General features: G+C 72.8%; 15 protein-coding genes. 6 read left to right on the top strand and 9 right to left on the bottom strand.

Annotation, left to right across the window (positions count from 1 at the left end; all coding sequences use genetic code 11):
* Positions 1 to 42: 42 nt before the first annotated feature.
* Together VIB11_RS17460 and VIB11_RS17455 are read right to left on the bottom strand one after the other, a co-directional pair.
* Entirely contained in the window at positions 43 to 1,032 is a 990-nt protein-coding gene (locus VIB11_RS17460) for a sulfotransferase (protein WP_332057340.1), read from the bottom strand.
* Positions 1,029 to 2,294, bottom strand: coding sequence for a glycosyltransferase family 4 protein (locus VIB11_RS17455; RefSeq protein ID WP_332057339.1), 1,266 nt, complete (start codon positions 2,292 to 2,294; stop codon positions 1,029 to 1,031). Before VIB11_RS17455 ends, VIB11_RS17460 begins: the two co-directional genes overlap by 4 nt.
* A gap of 242 nt (positions 2,295 to 2,536) precedes the next feature.
* On the opposite strand from VIB11_RS17455, the gene VIB11_RS17450 reads away from it, so the two are divergent.
* The 4 genes from VIB11_RS17450 to VIB11_RS17435 are packed head-to-tail and all read left to right on the top strand — an operon-like array spanning position 2,537 to position 6,553.
* Positions 2,537 to 3,229 carry a hypothetical protein gene (locus VIB11_RS17450; RefSeq protein ID WP_332057338.1) on the top strand — a complete coding sequence of 231 codons (693 nt, stop codon included), beginning with the start codon at positions 2,537 to 2,539 and terminating at the stop codon, positions 3,227 to 3,229.
* A complete protein-coding gene (locus VIB11_RS17445; RefSeq protein ID WP_332057337.1) occupies positions 3,229 to 4,185 on the top strand; it encodes a sulfotransferase in 957 nt (318 codons plus the stop codon). The genes VIB11_RS17450 and VIB11_RS17445 overlap by 1 nt, the downstream gene beginning before the upstream one ends.
* Entirely contained in the window at positions 4,182 to 5,705 is a 1,524-nt protein-coding gene (locus VIB11_RS17440) for a hypothetical protein (RefSeq protein WP_332057336.1), read from the top strand. Before VIB11_RS17445 ends, VIB11_RS17440 begins: the two co-directional genes overlap by 4 nt.
* The gene (locus VIB11_RS17435) at positions 5,702 to 6,553 is read left to right on the top strand and encodes a sulfotransferase (RefSeq protein ID WP_332057335.1); all 852 of its coding nucleotides are present in this window, start codon (positions 5,702 to 5,704) and stop codon (positions 6,551 to 6,553) included. The genes VIB11_RS17440 and VIB11_RS17435 overlap by 4 nt, the downstream gene beginning before the upstream one ends.
* A gap of 12 nt (positions 6,554 to 6,565) precedes the next feature.
* On the opposite strand, the gene VIB11_RS17430 is transcribed toward VIB11_RS17435, so the two are convergent.
* From VIB11_RS17430 to VIB11_RS17420, 3 genes are read right to left on the bottom strand one after another with little or no spacing between them, the layout of a single operon-like run.
* Positions 6,566 to 7,381, bottom strand: a complete 816-nt coding sequence (locus VIB11_RS17430; protein WP_332057334.1) for a sulfotransferase — start codon at positions 7,379 to 7,381, stop codon at positions 6,566 to 6,568.
* Between the two features lie 21 nt (positions 7,382 to 7,402).
* Entirely contained in the window at positions 7,403 to 8,506 is a 1,104-nt protein-coding gene (locus VIB11_RS17425; protein ID WP_332057333.1) for a Wzz/FepE/Etk N-terminal domain-containing protein, read from the bottom strand.
* Positions 8,493 to 9,350: a sulfotransferase gene (locus tag VIB11_RS17420; protein ID WP_332057332.1), complete on the bottom strand. Its 858-nt coding sequence runs from the start codon at positions 9,348 to 9,350 to the stop codon at positions 8,493 to 8,495. The genes VIB11_RS17425 and VIB11_RS17420 overlap by 14 nt, the downstream gene beginning before the upstream one ends.
* A gap of 276 nt (positions 9,351 to 9,626) precedes the next feature.
* Between VIB11_RS17420 and VIB11_RS17415 the strand changes: the two genes are divergently transcribed.
* Complete coding sequence (locus tag VIB11_RS17415; protein ID WP_332057331.1) at positions 9,627 to 10,337, top strand: hypothetical protein; 711 nt, start codon at positions 9,627 to 9,629, stop codon at positions 10,335 to 10,337.
* Positions 10,338 to 10,451: 114 nt separating this feature from the next.
* On the opposite strand, the gene VIB11_RS17410 is transcribed toward VIB11_RS17415, so the two are convergent.
* Genes VIB11_RS17410 through cysC form a run of 4 tightly spaced genes read right to left on the bottom strand, consistent with a single transcriptional unit; the run spans position 10,452 to position 15,791 of the window.
* Positions 10,452 to 11,966 carry a flippase gene (locus VIB11_RS17410; RefSeq protein ID WP_332057330.1) on the bottom strand — a complete coding sequence of 505 codons (1,515 nt, stop codon included), beginning with the start codon at positions 11,964 to 11,966 and terminating at the stop codon, positions 10,452 to 10,454.
* Positions 11,963 to 13,435: an O-antigen ligase family protein gene (locus VIB11_RS17405; protein WP_332057329.1), complete on the bottom strand. Its 1,473-nt coding sequence runs from the start codon at positions 13,433 to 13,435 to the stop codon at positions 11,963 to 11,965. The genes VIB11_RS17410 and VIB11_RS17405 overlap by 4 nt, the downstream gene beginning before the upstream one ends.
* Entirely contained in the window at positions 13,432 to 14,394 is a 963-nt protein-coding gene (locus tag VIB11_RS17400) for a sulfite exporter TauE/SafE family protein (protein WP_332057328.1), read from the bottom strand. The genes VIB11_RS17405 and VIB11_RS17400 overlap by 4 nt, the downstream gene beginning before the upstream one ends.
* Positions 14,391 to 15,791, bottom strand: coding sequence for an adenylyl-sulfate kinase (cysC, locus tag VIB11_RS17395; RefSeq protein ID WP_332057327.1), 1,401 nt, complete (start codon positions 15,789 to 15,791; stop codon positions 14,391 to 14,393). The genes VIB11_RS17400 and cysC overlap by 4 nt, the downstream gene beginning before the upstream one ends.
* Before the next feature lie 409 nt (positions 15,792 to 16,200).
* Here cysC and VIB11_RS17390 point away from each other — a divergent pair.
* On the top strand, positions 16,201 to 18,639 hold a 2,439-nt coding region (locus VIB11_RS17390; protein ID WP_332057326.1), incomplete at its 3' end, for a DEAD/DEAH box helicase.

Here is an 18,639-nt window from a genome sequence, read left to right as displayed (position 1 = left end):
CGGCCTCCGACCAGCGCACGCCACCGCGGGTCGCCGCGGCGGTCAGGGCGCCGGTGGCGTGGGGGCGTCGGAGCGCGGTGGGGCGTGCCGCCCGGGCACGAGCGGGTAGCCCAGGACTCCCAGCCCCGGGGCGGTGAGGGCAGACACCAGGAGGCGGTCGCGCAGGGGCATGGCGGTGGCCCACTCGTCGTCGGGCCTCACGACCACCACACCGCTGTCGTGGCGGTTCGGGTTGCCGGCGACGGAGTGCGTCGGGGCGAGCTGCACGCTGTCCTCGGTGACGAACGGCAGGTCCTCCGCGGTGGCGCCGAGCATCCGCGCCACCGGGGCCAGGGCGGCCCGTGGCGAGCGCGCGAAGTCCTCGTAGCGGACGCGGCACACCCGGGGGCTGCCGGCGCGCCACAGGTACGCGGAGAGGAGGTTCCAGACGAGCCACAGCAGCGAGCTCTTCCAGCTCTCGTGGCGGTGCATCAGGCCCGACCCGTCGCGGCTGTCCTTGTGGCGCTGCCAGGACCACGCGGTCGCGCGAGGGTCGCGGACCACGTGCAGCACCGACACCTCGACGCCGGGCAGCTGCGAGAGCAGCAGGCCGTAGGGCGGGAGCTTGGAGCTGTCGACGATGAACGAGGCGCCGGTCTCGTCGGCGATCGCGCGGTAGAGGCGGGCGATGTGGCTGTCGTCGGCGTGGAAGGGGACGGGGGCACGCCCGAGGGCCCGGCGCGCGAGGAGGAGCGGCAACCGCATGATCCGCAGCCGGCCCAGGAGCCGGCGCCCGATGCCGGGCTCGTCGACCGCCGCCCCCTCGTCGCGCACGCGCTTCATCACGGCGGTCCAGACCGGGCACTCGCTGAACGCCCGCCCGCAGCCGCAGGTGTGGTCCTGCGCCACACCGCGCTCCCACAGGTAGCGCAGCTCGCCGGCTGCGAAGCACCCCTCGAGCTGTCCGAGCACCGTGGTGATCACCGTGCTGCCGCTGCGGCCGCTGCCGGCGACGTAGAGCACCCGGACCGGCGGTGGCGCCGCCGCGCTCACCGGCGGCCCTCGCGGGCCGCGGGCACGGCCGTGCCGACGCCGGTGCCCTCTCCGCGGTAGACCGCCTCGAGGCGGCGCAGGTGCAGGCCGGCGTCGAACTCGCGCGACAGGCGCTCGCGGCCGAGGCGGCCCATCTCCGCGGCCCGTGCCGGCGCAGCGCGCAGCGAGTCGAGGGCGGCGGCCAGGGCGGTCGGGTCCTCCATCGGCACCACGAGCCCGTCCACACCGTCCCGGACCAGCTCGGGCATCCCGCCGAGGCCGGTGACGACGGCGGGGACCTGCGCGGCATACGACTCGAGGATCGTCAGCGGCTGGTTCTCGTTCCACCGTGACGGCACCACTGACGCCACGCACGATGCGACCAGCGCCTGCAGGTCGGGCTTGTCGAGCCGGCCGTGGAAGCGCACGCGCCCCGGGGCGACCTCGGAGGCCAGCGCCTCCAGGGCGTCCCGCTCCGGGCCGTCCCCGGCGACGTGCAGCCACACCGGCTCAGCCAGGGCCGCCACCGCGCGGATCAGCGTGTCGACGCCCTTCTCGTGCGAGAGCCGGCCCGCGAAGACGAAGCCGTCGCGGCCGCCGGCCGGCGGCTCGACATCGGGCATCTCGACGAAGTGGTTGATGACGGCGAGCCGCTCGGGGGCGACCCCGTCGCGGAGCATGACGTCGGCGAGGAACCGGCTGGGGCTGATGAAGACGTCGACCGGGTCATAGGCGCCCAGCCGGCGGTGGATCGAGGACTCGACCGAGAGCAGGGCGCTGGCGGCGAACGACCCCGACTTGCAGCGCCTTCGGGCGGCGTTCAGCCGGCTGGCCCCGACGCAGGCGTCGCAGAGCCGCCCGTGGTCGAGCATCTGGTAGCTGGGGCAGGCGAGCTTGTAGTCGTGCAGCGTCATCACGCACCGGACACCCGCGCGACGCACCGGCGCGAGGACCGAGGGGGAGAGCTGGTGGTAGATGTTGTGGCAGTGGACGACGTCCGGCTGGAAGCGCTCGAGGGCGCGGGCCATGCCGTGCGAGCTGGACAGCGACCACACCATCCGCGCGCTCGCCGCCACCCCGGCCAGCCCCCGCGGGGCCGGCTCGAGCTCGACCTCCGGCGGGAAGGTGTCGCGCAGGGCGAGACCCTCGATGGTGTCGGGGTGCTCCATGCCGAAGAGCTCGACCTCGTGTCCCGCCTCGCGCTGGAGCGCCGCCACGTCGAGCATGTAGCCCTCGGCGCCCCCGCGGCGGTAGACGAACTTGTTCACATGGAGGATGCGCACGCCACTGACTCCCCTCTCGGACAGGGCACCCATGTCCTGTGAGTGCACCACATCGCGAGCGGTGCCGGAGGCGGATTCGCCAGATCCCGCAGCACATTTCGGCAATCCGCGGACACTGCCTCGGGCTTCGTGGTCGACTAGGTCAGAGGGCACCGCCGATGGGGGTCGGCGGTGTGGTGAGATGGGTGGATCCTGTGAGACGACGTGCCAGTGCGACCGTTGCCAGGAGCCTTCGCCGGGCGGTGACATGGAAGCCCAAGAAGGCCGGTGACCGTGTCATCGACATCGCCGAGCTGATCAGCCCGCTGCGCTACGACGTGCTCGTGCGGGCGCAGTTCTTCGCGTTCCTCGAGGAGAGGCCCCAGGGTGAGCCCGACGCGGCCCTGGTGGCTGCCGCGACGTCCGAGCCGTATGCCGTGTGGTTCCGCGAGGTGGCCATGGCGCGCTTCCGCCCGTGGGTCCTCGCGGACCCCGAGCTGCTGCGGGAGAGCTTCGCCGAGAGGGTGCTGTCCAGCCGCGCGCTGCTCCGCTCGTTCCAGGCGAGGGGCTACGACCCCTCCAGCCCGGTCACCCTGCGGGTGACCTCCGGGGTCCAGCCGAGCGACACCGGGGCCCCGATCCGCCGGACCGTCCACGTCGGCGACGGGGGGCACCGGCTGGCGCTGCTGCTCCAGGCGGGGTCGGCCCTGCAGCCCTCGATGTACCGCCTCGACCCCCGCCCCATGCCGCTGATCGACAACACCGCGGTGCTGCACCGCGCGCTCGGGCTCAGCGACGCGGCATACCTGGCCTTCGTCGCCCGGGCGTACACGCCCGACCCGGTGCCGGACCTGGCCACCCTGCGTGCCGTCGCAGCCGCGCAGGGACCCCAGGCCCTGGCCGAGCTCGAGGGCGTGCTGGCGGCCCACGGGCGCGACCTGAGCGCGGTCGGCTGATGGCACCGACACCAGCCTCGGGGCAGCCGGGCGCCCTCGCCTACTACGCCCGCAAGGTGGCCCGTCACGTGCGCTGGGCGAGGACCGAGGGCATCGGACGGCTCATCGAGGAGGACCGGCTCGACCCCCGCGAGCGGGTGAGCACGGCGTGGCGCAAGGCCCGCTGGCGCCGAAGCCACCGCGTCACGCCGGGCGCGGCCACCCCGGTCTACGTGGTGGGCCTCCAGCGCTCGGGCACCAACATGCTCATGCGCGGCATCGACCTCGCGCCAGAGGTCGAGGTGCGCAACGAGAACGACCGGCGGGTCTTCCACCGCTTCCAGCTCCGCTCGGACGACGTCCTCACGCAGACGATCAGGGCCAGCCGGCACGCCCTCGTGCTGGTCAAGCCGCTGTGCGAGTCGCACCGCGTGGACCAGCTGCTCGACCTGCCGGGGGTTCCTCCCGGCCGTGCGGTGTGGGTGTTCCGGGAGCCGCTGGCCCGGGCCCGCTCCGAGGTGTCGAAGTTCCAGGACGCCAACCTCCGGGCCCTGCGGGCGATCGCCGCGGGGGAGGGGGAGTCGATCTGGCAGGGGCGGCGGCTGCCGGCCGAGTCGGTCGAGCTGGTGCGGCGCTTCGCCACCTCGTCGATGACCCCGGAGTCTGCCGCCGTGCTGTTCTGGGTGGTGCGGAACCAGCTGTTCTTCGACCTCGGGCTGCACCAGCGTGAGGACGTCCTGGCCGTGGACTACGACGCCTTCGTCGCGGACCCGGAGGGACAGATGCGTCGGCTCTGTGCGTTCATCGGGCTGGCCCCACGGCCGGAGCTGTTCGAGCACGTCGTCCCCCGGGAGAGCCACGGGGCGCAGCCGCTCCCGGTCGACCCGGAGATCGCCACGCTCGCGGCCGAGCTCCACGAACGGCTCCGTGCCTCGGCGGGTCAGTCCACAGCCGAGAGCCTCGGCGAGGCGTCATGACCCACCGGCACAAGGGAAGGTGGCCCTGGCGCGCGCTCACCGTCGCCGCGGTCGCGCTGGCGCTGGCAGGCACGGGCTGCACCGCGGACCCCGACGAGGTGGCCGGGGGGCGGTCGGCGACGCCGTTGCCGTCGTCCGACGCCGGCACCCCCACCGGGACGGGCAGCCCCTCGAGCAGCAGCACCGGGGGCAGCACCGGCAGCCCGACCGGGACGGCGACGTCCACTCCCGCGGCGCTCGGCGCCAAGTGGGACTGGGGGCGGTACGCCGAGTTCGAGCCGTTCCTGAGGACCATGTCCGGCGGGCGGACCTACTACGAGGTCACCTGGTGCGACGTCGAGGAGAGCCAGGGTGCTCGCGACTGGGGCACCCTGGACCGCATCGTCGAGCGCAGCCGGACGGTCGGCGTGACGATGATGCTGAAGCTGCGGGTCGGCCGGTGCTGGGCGACCGGCGGTGACGCGCAGTACGAGCGTGGTCGCAAGACCGAGTCGGCGATGCCCCTGGACATGGCCGCCTACCGCGGCTGGGTGCGCGATGCGGTGACGCGCTACTCCGGCAGGGGTGTGCACGAGTACGCCATCGAGAACGAGATCAACTCCAAGAGCTTCTGGGCCGGGACGCCCCAGGAGTTCGCCACCCTTGCCGCGACGGCGGCGAGGGAGATCCGGGCCGCGGACAGGAACGCGAGGGTCGTGGACGCAGGGCTCAGCAGCACCACCTACGGCTACGGCCTGTCCAGGTGGCTGCTCGACCAGGGTCGTGAGGCCGACGCCATCGCGGCCTACAACCGCTACTACCAGAGGCGTTTCGGGACGCGCGGCGACAAGATCGTCGAGATCCGGGACCGTGCTGGTCTCGAGCGGGCGCTGACGTCCGAGCAGGGCGCGCGCAACCTCACCTACCTCGCGCTCATGTCCGACCTGGCCAGGCGCAAGGTCGTTGACGTGCGGCAGATCCACTTCTACGAGACCTACGGCTCCGTCCCCGCCCTGTTCTCATACCTGCGTGCCACCACGCCCACGAGCACCCCGATCGAGGCGTGGGAGGTCGGCCGCTTCGACCGGAGCGGGGACTCGGAGTCCGTCGAACGCGACGAGGAGATGCTCAAGACGATGAGCATGGTCCTCGCCGAGGGCGCGGCCGTGGCCATCTGGCTGCCCCTGGCCTTCGACCCCCAGGGGCGCAACTCCGACGAGCCCCGCTACGGGCTGCTCGAGCCGGACGGCCGGGTGCGGGAGTCCGGTCGCCTCTTCCAGGCGATGCTCGACGCCTCGCGCGGCGCCCGCGCCGTCAAGGTCGATGATGCCGGGCTCACGGGAGTGGCGTTCGAGAAGCCCGGCAGCACCACGGCGTTCGTGTGGGCCGACGACACGGCCACCATCGAGCTGGGTGCCGGCGAGACCGCCTCGGCGGTCGGGAAGACCGCGGAGGGCCGCAGTGGTCGCGTGACGGTCGACGGGCAGCCCGTGCAGCTGACCCTGAAGAGCCCGGTCAAGAGCTTCCTGGAGGCGCAGTGACGGACATCCCAGCGTCGAGCCTGGTCTTCGTCGGTGGGCTCCACCGCAGCGGCACCACGCCGTTGGCGCGTGTCCTTGCCGAGCACCCCGACATCAGCGGCCTCTCCGCGACCGGGGTCCGCGAGGACGAGGGACAGCACCTCCAGCACGTCTACCCGAAGGCCAAGGTGTACGGCGGGTCCGGGAGGTTCGCCTTCGATGCGCGCGCGCACCTCACCGAGGAGTCCCCGCTCGCGACCCCCGAGAACGCCCGGGCCCTGCTCGCGGCCTGGGAGCCCTTCTGGGAGAAGGATGCCCGCCTCTTCGTGGAGAAGTCGCCGCCGAACCTCGTGATGGGCCGCTTCCTCCAGGAGCTGTTCCCGGGGTCGGCCCTGGTCGTCGTGGTCCGGCACCCCGTCGTGGTCGCGCTGTCGAACAAGAAGTGGCGCAAGATGCTGTCGTCCGACCCCAGGCGGTTCCAGACCGTTGCCTCGCTGGTCGACCACTGGGTCACAGCCCACCGCATCCTGGTCGAGGACCTGCCGCACCTGCGGCGCGTGCACCTCGTGCACTACGAGGACCTCGTGAGGGACCCGGAGCGTGAGCTCGCGGGCATCGCCGGCTTCCTCGGCCTGGAGCAACCCATCCCGGCGGACGGGCTCAAGGCCAGTGCCAGCCGGCAGTACGAGCAGTGGTGGGACGACTGGGCCAGCTGGTGGCGCCCGGGCCACTGGCAGCGCCGGGCGATCACCCGGCGCTTCACGGACGACCTCGCGGACTTCGGGTACGACGTGGACGACCTGTCGAGCCACGCCGCGTGGCGCGAGGGCGTGGCCGGCGGGGTCGCGGGCCGGGCCGGGCGTGCGTAGCCGACCGGCTGTTCAGGCGTAGCCGAGTGCCTTGAGCTCGCGTCCTGCCGTGACCCGGATCAGCAGGCGCATCGCAGGGTCGAGCTCCTTGCGGTAGGTGCCGACCCGTGACGTGTAGACGGCCGCGCTGGTGCCCTCGTCAGCGCGCCGTGACCGCGCCTGGGCGTGGTAGCGGGCGGGGACGTCGTGGCTCTGCTTGTCGAACTCGAGCAGGCTCGGGTCCCACTGCTCGCCGAGGAAGTCCAGCAGCGAGCGCAGCGTCGCCTCCTGGTTCGACACCAGCTCCTCGTAGCGCAGCTCGTGGTACTGGCCCGGTGGCAGCCGGCGTCCGGCCTCCCGGGCCTCGGCGATGTAGCGCGGCCACTTCACGGCCGACTTCACACAGGACCAGTAGCCGAAGCGCTTGCGGTGCGAGACGGCGACGTCGCGTCCGTCGCGGATGACGTGGACGACCTGCGCGTCGGGGAACAGCTCCATGATGAACGGCAGCTTCATCGCATACCGGGGGCTCTTGTCGGCCCAGCGGGCCTTGCCGCGGGAGCGGGCGTAGTCGCCCTGGATGCCGCCGAAGAAGCCCGCGATCCGGCGCAGCCACTCCTCACGCTCAAAGCCATACTGCGACAAGCGCTTCCAGTCGGCCCCCACGATGCGTTCCATGTCCTCGAGGAACCGCGTCTCCGGGCCGCAGCTGATCCTCGGATGTGAGTCGAGGATCAGCCGCAGCATGGTCGTCCCCGAGCGCTGGCAGCCGACGATGAAGATGGGCGAGGTGGGGTCGGCGGCGGGGCCCCCGCTCCCGCCGGTCGGCCCCACCTCGCTGGTCTCCACGGCTGCTCCCGCTCTCTGCCGTCAGTGCTTCGCCCGGGCGGGCACGCCGGGCTTGGAGCTGCCTGCAGCCGGGGCCACGTTCGCGCCCGACCCCTTGGCGCCGTTGGAGCCGTTGGCGCCCTGGGAGGCAGGGTGCGCCCCCGCGTCTGCCGCGGCCGCGTCCGCCGCGGCCGCTGCTTCGGCTAGCGACCGCTCGCGTCGCCCCCGGTCGATCACCTCGAGCATCGCCACGAAAAGGAGTGCGAGCAGGAAGCCGGCGACGGCGACGGCGATCACCGTGCGCGTCAGGGTCTCGGTGCTGTCGACGAGGCGCGCGCCGGAGACGAAGACGATCTTCGTCGGGTCGGCGGCGTCGAGCTGCGACTTGGCGTTGGCGAGCTGCGCCTGGGCTGACGTGACTCCTGCGCTGGCGGCCGTCCGGGCCTCGAGGAGCGAGGTGTACTCGTTGAGGATCGGCCCGAAGCGGTCGAGGGCTGCGGTGGCCGACGCGATCGGCGACGACATCGCGGCCGCACCGACGGCGTTCCCGGCCGCCCTCATGGAGGCCTGCTGCTGGGTGAGGCCGTTCACGCGGTTCAGCTGAGCCTCGTAGGCCTTCTGCGGGTCAGCCATCTTGTTCTGCGTGGTGAACGCGCCCACGGCCTCGTTCGAAGACGCCAGGTTCGCCCGGGCCTCGTCGAGACGCGCCTGGGCCGAGGCCACCTGGGACGTGAACATCGTCTTGAGCGTCAGCGTGCTCGCGGCCTCGACCACCTTGTCGACATCGGCCTTCTCCGTGGAGGTGTAGGTCACCGCCACGCTGGGGCTGCCGCCTCGCTGGGTCACCAGCAGCCGGTCTCCCAGGTCCTCCGTCGGGACCCCGGTCTGGTCCGCGATCTGCTGTCGCACCACGGGGCCGCTGGCCGTCGCCTGGAACGCGGCGACGAACTGGATCACGCCCTGCGCCCCGGTGTACTGGGAGGTGGGTCCGCCGACCAGTGCGGGCGGGTCCACCGTCGCGGTGGCGACGTACATCGGCTTCTGGAGGAACAGCAGCGCCGCGGCTCCCCCGGCCGCGACCAGCGGGATCAGAATGATCAGAGCGAGCCGGCGCCGTGCGGCCCTGAGGTAGTCAACGATCTCCATGCCCGGTCCTCTTTGTCTGTTGTCCGTTCCAGGTGAAGCCCACCCCTGGCAGCTGCTCGAGCCGCTCGTTCCAGGGGCGGTAGTAGTCCGTGAGACGCTCGTGGAGTGCCCGGGGGATGTCGAGCGGCGCATGGGTGGCCTTGAAGCGGTCCAGCCCGTCCAGGTGGACGGGCGTGAGCCCAAGGTGTGACCAGACCCGCGCGAGCTCCCCCTGCGGATCCGTGAACATCGACTCGCTGCGCATCACCAGCACCTGCTCCGGGGAGAAGTGGCGGTAGATGCGCTCCAGCTGCTCGGCATAGTGCCCGCGCTGGAGGTAGGTGTGGTGCCGGTGGGCGTAGCTCTCGTACCTCGGGTTCGTGCGGATCTTCTCCTCCTCGCCCTCCACCCGTTCGCCCTCCAGCGCGATCGCCTCGGCGAACGGCAGGTTCTCGAAGCCCTGCTGCGTCTCGTACTGGTGGTGGGACCAGGCGCGCGCGACCGGCTCGCGCAGGCTGACGATGAGGCGGACGTCCGGCAGGGCCGCCGCGATCCGCTCGATCGACAGGGGGTGGAACATGTAGTACGGGCTGGCCTCACCGGTGATCTGCACCCCATCGGTGGGTGGCTCGAACGACGAGAGGTACCACTGCCAGCCGCGCTGGAAGTTGACGTCGAAGTAGTGGGTTCCCTTGGCGAGGCGGCAGGGCGCCACCTGGGGGTGCTGGCTGATCCAGTGGGCGATCGAGGTCGAGCCGCCGCGCTTGGTCCCCACGATGAGGTAGCCGGGAGTCATGCCTCGCCGGCTGCCGATCCTGCTGCGCACCGGGGCCAGCAGGTGCCCCACCATCCTGCGTGTGCTCAACTCCCCTCACCCCCTCTGGCACGGAGTCGACCCGCCGCTGGCACACAGTGCGGATATCCCCAGAGACTAGAGGCCGGGCTGTGGTGGGGAGAGCCATTTGCGATATCTGCCTTCGAAGCGAATCCTTATGTCCTGTATGCGTATTCCGTGTCTACACCGGTCTCCGTCAGATGACGGAGACCGGTGGGAGGCAGGTGTAGGACTTCCCCGAAAACGGCTGTTCCACGGCGACCCTGGTGTGAGACTGGGCAGAACGCGGGGCGAGGGGAGCCAGTCGTGAAGAAAGCTGTGGGGGTGTTGGCTGCAGCCGCTGTCGCTGCGTCGATCGGCGGGTGCTCGACGGGTGGTGGGGCCGCAGGCGAGCCGCGCGCGACGCCGGTGGCCGTCGCGTCGACGGCCACTCCGTCGACCTCGACGACGCCGAGCCCGTCGACGACCACCACGGCGCCCCGGCCCACGACCGCTTCGCCGCCGCCGGCCCAGAACCCGGCGCTCGCCACGGCCCTCAACAACCTCGCCGCGCACAGCCGCGCGCTGAAGTCGAATGCCGCACTGGCGGGTGTCCGGAGCAGCGTCGCGGCCGGCCTCTCCACGTCGCGCAAGGGGCTGGTGGCGACGCGAGCCGCGGCGTACCAGAGCTCGGTGCGCAACTGCAGCTCGGTGGCCCGCGGGCTGGCCACGACCCGTTCCGGGGCCGCGGTGGTCGCGAAGGCGGCCGCCGGCCTGCCGGCCGTCGGTGCGACCCGGCAGCGGCAGCTGACGGCCCTGCAGGGGTCGATCACGACGGTCCGCGCCCTGGGCGCGAAGGCGAAGCCGGGGGCTGCGCCCAGCGCCACGGAGATCGCGGCGGCACTGCAGGCGGCGCAGGCGCAGCTCACCGAGGAGACGGCGGCTCTCGCGGCCATCCGCAAGTCCACCGCGGAGGGGTTGGGCCGGGCGCGCGCGACCGAGGCCTCGGCCGCGGCCATCTACTCGAAGGCCTGCTGACAGCGAGCTGGGCTCTCACGCGCCGCCTTCGAGCACCACGGAGCGTCGCTCGCGCTCGCGCTCGCGCACCGTTCACGTGCGTCCGCACGCCGCACGTTCGCGGTCGCCCAGCGCTCACATGCGACGGCGAGCACGGCCGGGGCGCCGCAGCCGCGCGACCAGCGACGTCGCGAGGGCGCGGTCGTCGGGCTCCACGCCCAGGCCGATGAGCACCCCGAAGAACACCGCCGCGACGACGGGTGCCGCGGCCACGACGACCGCGACCCAGTCGTCCACCCACTGGGTGAGCAGCGCCGCGGCGCCGGCTGCGGGGAGGGAGGCCAGCAGGATGCGGCCGATGCCGGCGCCGGCAGCCACCACACCCACCACGTACCGCGCCTGCAGGACCTTGGCGAGGTTGGCGACCACCAGCGAGGCGCTCCACGCGACCGCTGCGCCGACGATGCCGTAGGTCGGGATGAGGACGACGTTCAGGGCGAGGTTGAGGGCCAGGGCGGCCACGTTGTCGATCATGGTCAGGCGCACCCGCCCGGACATGTTCAGGACGGTGCCGCAGGGCCCCGAGGCCGCGCTCACGAGCTGGCCCAGCGCCAGGATCACCGTGACCGCCGCGGCCGTGGAGTAGGACTCGCCGAAGTAGCCGAGCAACTGGCGCGGGAAGACGATGAGCACGATGAACGCGGGCATCGAGAGCGTGAGGATCCAGCGGGTGGCGCTGCCGTAGGCCCGCGCCGCCTCGGCGGTCTGGCCCGTGTGGAAGAGGTGGGCCATGTGCGGTGTGAAGGCGGCGTTGATCGGAGCCATCACGAAGACCGCCAGCATGACCAGCCGGGTCGCGACGTTGAACGAGCCGACCTCTCCCTGGCCCTCCATCGCGCCCAGCACCAGCGTGCCCACCCAGATGAGGCCGGTGGCGGCCAGGGCGGAGAACCAGCTGACCATCGAGAAGCCGAAGATCTCCCGGATCTCGTAGACGGCGCCGGCCTTCGGCGTGCCGCGCAGCTGGGCCCGCAGCGCCAGGCCCGCCAGCACGGCGGCTGTCCACGCCGCCGCCACGACGGCCCACATGGCCCCCTCGAAGCCTCGGCCCAGACCGAGCGCGACGGCGGTGAGGGCCAGCTTGAGGAGCGGCTCGAAGATGCGCCCGATCAGCGTGAAGGGGCGCTGCGTGCGCCAGCCCTGGGTCGCGGCGAGTGCGGCGTCCGAGAACGTCACCGCAGGCAGGCTCAGCCCGACGAGCCGCACACCCGTCGCCATGCTGGGGTCGCCCAGCGTGGTGGCCACCCACGGCGCGAGCAGGGCCAGGCCGGCGCCGATCGCCGCCGAGGCCACCGCCGTGATGCCCAGGCCCATCCGCAGCGTCCCCCGGAGCCGGCCGGCGTCGCCGTCGGCGACGTGCATGGCGACGAACCGCGTCATCGCCGAGCGGAAGCCCGCCAGCGACAGCAGGGCCAGCAGCGACAGGATGGCGAAGCAGGACGCGTAGCGGCCGACGTCCTCCTCGCCGAGCCTCGCGAGGAGGGAGATGATCGCGAAGAGCGCCAGCTGGTTGCAGACCGCGCCGACCAGGTTGAGGCCACCGCCACGCCCCATCCGGCTGATGTCCGCGGAGACCGCCTGGCTGGTCACTGCCGCAGGTTCCACCGGCCGAAGGGATCGGTCGCCCGGCTCCTGGCCACGTAGGCCGCCGCGGCCGAGAACGCCACGAGGTACCAGAGGCTGACGACGTTGGACATCATGTTCGAGCCCAGGCTGCCGATGAGGAAGGCCACGGCGCAGCCCAGTGCCCCGGCTGCGACGCCGTTCTCGAGCGTGCCGCGCACCGTGCGCTGCACCGCCAGGATCGCGTTGCCCAGCAGGAAGAAGTGGACCATCACGTAGGCCGCCAGGCCGACCAGCCCGGTCTCGACGTAGGCGCGGATGAAGTCGTTGTGGGGCTGCTTCGCGGCCGACGTCTGGTACTGGGTCATGTTGAGGCCGATGCCGGTGACGGGGTTCTGGTTCGCCAGCGGCAGCACCTTCGTCCAGTAGTTGATGCGCCACTGGAGGCTGTTGCCGGTCTCCGGCCGGCCCGCCACCTGTTCCTCGGCCGTCAGCGTGGCGAAGCGCGCCGAGAGGCCGGGGATGAGCGCCGCGGCGAGCAGCGCGCTGGCGGCGAACCCGACGATGAGCTTGCTCCGCCGCTGCGCGAGGGCCACGACGACGATGCCCACCACCGTCGCGAGGATCGCCGAGCGGGTCAGCGTCAGCAGCAGGAACACCGAGGAGAGCCCGAGCACGGGCAGCATCGTCCACTTGAGCCGCCGGCTCAGCGACGGGTAGACCGCCACGCCGAAGATGATCATGAAGGCGAGGTACCGCGCGAAGGTGTTGGACTGCGCGAACGGCCCGGTGAGCCGGGTGAAGCTGCCCTTCTCCTCCGAGGCGGGGTCGCCGACGGCGAGCCCGAAGGCCGTGTAGGCGAGCGGGAACAGCATGCTGGCGTACGCGGCATACAGGACCTTGAGCATCGACTCGCGGTCGCGGATGATCTGCTCGAGGACGACGAACATCATCACGACGGACAGGATGCGGGCGGTCTCCAGCAGCGCTGCCTCGGGTGGGGTCGCGCCGATGACGCTGACCGCTCCGGCGGCGACGAAGACGATGAGGGCCGTGCGCAGCGGGGAGCCCCGCAGCTTCCGCCCGCTCGAGTACTGCGCCAGCAGCCACAGGACCGACGCGACGATGAACAGCATCGAGAGCAGGGAGGCCGGGTCGAGGCCGCGGGCGGCGGCGGTGTTGGTGGCCGTGTTCCCCGCGGAGGGGCCGCTGAGCTTGAAGAGGTCCAGGCTCGCCCGGACCCCGAGCAGGAGCAGCACGAAGACGGAGTACCGCGTGAAGGCCAGTGCGGCCAGGGCCAGCCCGACGGCCGTCGCCAGCGGGATCACGACGAACCGCTTGTCGTCCCCGCCCATCGACATCCCGGAGATGACCGCTGCGGCGCACGACACGAGGGCCAGCAGGATCAGGGCCAGGCGTGAGCCGATCCGTCCCCGGGGGGAGGGTGCCTCGTGCCGCCCGTGCGGGGCGCGGCGTTCCGTGACCAGGCTGCTCATGGCGTCCCCTGCTCGACGAGGGCCGGCTGCCCGGCGCGGTTGCGGTTCCGGCGGCTGGCGAGGGCGGGGAAGCCGTGGCGGCGGCGGACGAGCATCCACACCACGGGTGCTCCGAGGGCCAGGACGGCGAGGGCGATGCCGGTCTGCAGGGTCGGCACGCCCAGGAGCTTCAGCGACGAGGCCAGGAGGACGAAGGCCAGCGCCCGGCGCACGAACCCGCCGGGGGCGCGCGAGGACAGCCGCGCGCCCAGCCAGGCGCCCGGCACGCTGCCGATGATCAGCGAGGCCGTGAGGGCGAGCTGGAAGTCACCGAAGAGGATGTGCCCGAGGGCGGCGGAGGCGACGAGCGGGACGGCCTGCACGAGGTCCGTCCCGACGAGCGAGCTGGCCTTGAGCAGGGGGTACAGCGCCATCAGCGAGATGATGACGAGCGACCCGGAGCCGACGGAGGTCATGCCGACGACCAGGCCGCCGATGACTCCGACGACCACCGTGGGCACGATCCGCAGCCGCACCTCCGGTCGGCCCTGGGGGAGCGGGTCGGCGCTCCCGTCACGGCGGCGCGCCCGCTCCAGCAGGCGCAGGTAGGCGCGCACCGCCAGGCCGCTCGCGGCGATGAGCAGGGCCACGCCGAGCGAGAACTGCACGATGCTCTGCAGCTGCTCGCCGGTGCCGAGCGCCCGCATCAGGAGGACCCCGGCGAAGGCCGCCGGGACCGAGCCCACGCACAGCCACTTCACGAGCTGCAGGTTGACCGTCCCCCGCCGCAGGTGCACCGCGCCACCCACCGGCTTCATCACGGCGGCTGCCACGAGGTCGCTCGAGACGGCGGTCAGCGGCGGGATGTTGAAGAAGAGCACGAGGACGGGTGTCATCAGCGCGCCGCCGCCCATGCCGGTCAGGCCCACGACGATGCCGATGCCGAAGCACGCGGCGATGAGGGCGGGGTCGAGGTTCATGACGCTCCTGCCTGCACCCAGCCGCCGCGGGTGAGGTGGTCGATGACCCGTTGCGCCGCCTCCTCGCGGCCCAGGGCGGAGGTGTCGACGCGCAGGTCCGCGTCGGTGGGCACGTCGTAGGGGGAGGAGATCCCGGTGAACTCCGGGATCCGACCCTGGCGGGCCTGGGCGTACAGGCCCTTGAGGTCCCGGCGCTCACACTCCTCGATCGGTGTGCTGACGTGGACGAGCACGAAGTCCCCTGCCTGCTCGACCATGTGCCGGACCTCCTCACGCGTGTGCGCGAACGGTGCGATGGGCGAGCAGATCGCGATGCCGCCGTGGCGCGCGATCTCCGCGGCCACGTAACCGATCCGCCGGACGTTGAGCTCGCGCGACGCCTGGTCGAACCCGAGGCCCGCCGACAGCATCTGCCGCACCCGGTCCCCGTCGAGCAGTGTGACCGTGCGAGTCGTGCGAGCGGTCATCCACGCGGCCACGTCACGCGCGAGCGTCGACTTCCCCGAGCCGGAGAGCCCGGAGAACATCAGGGCCACGCCGCGCTGGTGCCGGCGGGGCAGCCACGCGCGCAGGGCCGCCTCGGTGCCGGGCTCGACCCCGACGAGGGGGCCGGCGTCACGACCGTCGACCAGCGCGGCATGGGCGCTCGCCCAGGTCGCGGCCGTGTCAGCGGGTGACGTGTCGCTCAGGCTGTGCACCGCGGTGGCGCCGAGGCGCCGTGCGATGCGGTCGACGAGCGCCGAGTCGCTGAGCGGGTCGTGGGGCTCGAGCGGGACGGTGCGCAGGGTGGCGTCGAGGGCGCCGATGGCGTCGACCAGGTCGGCCGCCAGCCGCAGCAGCAGGCGCGTCGGCACCCAGGCCCGCCCGTCGCTGTGCTCCGGGACGAGCACCACCGGTGCCGGCGCCGACGCCGACCAGGTCCGCAGCGGGGCCAGGTCGTCGGCCATCGGCGGACGCTCGAGCAGCAGGAGCGGACGCCCCCGCAGCGACGGGTCGTCGAAGTCCACGGTGCTCCGGGCGCCGACGCCGGACTCCCGCGCCCGCAGGCGCCGGGGTATGCCGCGGACCACGTTGGGCAGGCCCGGCACGGGCCGGGCCCCCTCCAGCGCCGCCAGCGGGGTGTGCTCCTCGTCGCGCAGCACCAGCCCACCCGCGGCCAGCGCCGCGGCGACCTCGCCGCCCGGCAGGGCCACCCCGATCTCCCGCGGCTCGCCGCCCGGCAGCTCCAGAGTGGCAGTCCGCGCCACCGGTGCGCCCAGCACCTGCCCCGGGGGCAGGACCCCGGCCAGGGCCAGCATCAGGTCGGCGGTGCCCAGCGGCCCCAGCGTCAGGTCCGGGAGGCCGTGGTCCCAGGCCGAGGGGGCAGCCGCCGTGCGGTCGTCCTCGACGAGGCTCATGGGGCCATCACCCGGCAGGCAGTCCCCAGCCCCCTGCCGTGAGCGCCCCGTCTCGCCACACCGTGCCTGTGTCCCATCCCGCACACCCCTCACGAGTGGCCTCTGCTGCCCCGCCCAGCGCACCATCCCTCGAGCGCCGGTCCCCAAACGGGGCAGCGGCCGGCCACCTCTTGCCGTTTCGTCAGTCTAGGTGTGAGCCGGTGCCGTGGTGCGGCTTTCCCAAACATGCGAAAACCCTTTGCGGACAACAGTTCTCGCATCCCCCTAGACCGTCACCAACGGTGACCAATGGGGCACTTCCCCCCGTGGCCCCACCCGTGTCGTCTGCCGACCCGGTTAGGCTGGGAGCACCCCGCTGCGCTCGCAGTGGGGCGTTCGTGCTGTCAACCGTGCCAGGAGCCACCGTCCCATGAGCCTCGGCCACCTGCTCGACGTCCTCTCCGCCGACCCGGGCGTCGCGGCTGCGCTCGCCGCCGCCCGGCGCGAGGAGCCCACCGTCGACGTGGCGGTCGCGCCCGGTGCACGCCCGGCGCTGCTGGCGGCGATGGTCCGCGGCTCCGGCCCGCAGGGCCGCGCCAGGCCGCTGCTCGCGGTGACGGCCACCACCCGTGAGGCCGAGGACCTCGGCGCAGCGCTGCGCTGCCTCCTCGCCCCTGACACCGTCGCCGACTTCCCGGCCTGGGAGACCTTGCCCCACGAGCGGCTCAGCCCGCGCAGCGACACCGTCGGCCGCCGGCTGGCGGTGCTGCGCCGCCTGCGCCACCCCGGGGGGGACCCGTCCAACGGCCCGCTGCAGGTCGTCGTCGCCCCGATCCGGTCCGTGCTGCAGCCGCAGGTCGCGGGCCTGGGCGACCTGGAGCCGGTCGAGCTGCGGCCCGGGGACACCGCGCCGCTCGAGGACGTCGTACGCCGGCTGGCCGACGCGGCGTACACCCGCGTCGACCTGGTCGAGAAGCGCGGCGAGTTCGCGGTCCGCGGCGGCATCGTCGACGTCTTCCCCCCGACCGAGGAGCACCCGCTGCGGGTGGAGTTCTGGGGTGACGAGGTCGAGGAGATCCGCAGCTTCGCCGTCGCCGACCAGCGCACCCTCGACACCGTCGAGCGACTGTGGGCGCCGCCGTGCCGGGAGCTGCTGCTCACCGAGGCGGTCCGGCAGCGGGCGGCCGAGCTGGGGGAGAAGCACCCGCAGCTGGTCGAGCTGACCGACAAGATCGCTGCCGGCATCGCGGTCGAGGGGATGGAGTCGCTGGCGCCGGCACTGGTCGACGAGATGGAGCTGCTGGTCGACCTGCTCCCGCCCGAGACCCACGTGCTCGTCGTCGACCCGGAGCGCGCCCGCACCCGGGCACACGACCTGGTCGCCACCAGCGAGGAGTTCCTCGGCGCCAGCTGGGCCGTGGCCGCCGGCGGCGGGACCGCCCCGATCGACCTCGGCGCGGCGTCGTACCGCTCCATCGCCGACGTCCGCGAGCACACCCTCGACCAGGGCAAGCCGTGGTGGACGATGAGCCCGTTCGGGATCGGCGGCGACGGTCTCGACACGCTCGCTGGCGCTCGCCACTCGACCACCGGGGGCGAGGTGCTGCGCGACGTCACCGGCGAGATCGTGACCGCCGGCGTGGACGTCGCGGTCGGGGCGGTCGAGACCCGGGGCCTGTCGGCGCGCCCGGCCGAGAGCTACCGCGGCGACTTCGAGCACGCCGTCCGCGACATCGAGCAGTGGCGCAAGGACGGCCGGCGGGTCGTCGTGGTCCACCCCGGCCACGGCCCGGCCCAGCGCATGGTCGAGGTGCTCGCCGAGCACGACGTCCCGGCGCGGATGCTGGAGGAGGTCGCCACCGCGGCGGACCTCTCCCCGGAGGTCGTCACCGTGACCTGCGGCGCGGCGACGGAGGGGTTCGTCGACGAGCGTAACGGCCTGGTCCTGCTCACCGGTGAGGACCTGTCGGGCCAGAAGGCGTCCACCCGCGACATGCGGAAGATGCCGGCCCGCCGCAAGCGGCAGATCGACCCGCTCGAGCTCTCGGCCGGCGACTACGTGGTCCACGAGCAGCACGGCGTCGGCAGGTTCGTCGAGATGAAGCAGCGCGAGGTCGGCGGCGCGGTCCGCGAGTACCTCGTGCTCGAGTACGGCGCCTCCAAGCGCGGCGGGCCGCCGGACCGGCTCTACGTGCCGGCCGACGCGCTGGACCAGGTCACCCGCTACGTCGGGGGTGAGCAGCCCTCGCTCGACCGGCTCGGTGGCGCCGACTGGGCCAAGCGCAAGGGCCGGGCCCGCAAGGCAGTGCGCCAGATCGCCGCCGAGCTGATCAAGCTCTACGCGGCACGCCAGGCCACCCAGGGCCACGCGTTCGGTCCGGACACGCCCTGGCAGACCGAGCTCGAGGACGCGTTCCCCTTCCACGAGACCCCCGACCAGCTGAGCACGGTCGAGGAGGTCAAGGCCGACATGCGCCGCGTCGTACCCATGGACCGGCTGGTCTGCGGCGACGTCGGCTACGGCAAGACCGAGATCGCGGTGCGGGCGGCGTTCAAGGCCGTCCAGGACGGCAAGCAGGTCGCGGTCCTGGTGCCGACCACGCTGCTGGTCACCCAGCACCTCTCGACGTTCCAGGAGCGGATGAGCGGCTTCCCTGTCCGCATCGAGGGGCTGAGCCGGTTCCAGACCGACAAGGAGGCCCGCGAGGTCATCGACGGCCTGGGCGACGGCAGCGTCGACATCGTCATCGGCACCCACCGGCTGCTCTCCAAGGACATCACCGTCCAGGACCTGGGGCTGCTGATCGTGGACGAGGAGCAGCGCTTCGGCGTGCGCCACAAGGAGCGCATCAAGCAACTGCGCGCCAAC

It is taken from the genome of Pedococcus sp., assembly GCF_036554925.1.
Classification (GTDB): domain Bacteria; phylum Actinomycetota; class Actinomycetes; order Actinomycetales; family Dermatophilaceae; genus Pedococcus_A.
Note: the sequence above shows the minus strand (reverse complement) of the source record. Positions and strands in the feature narration are given on the sequence as shown.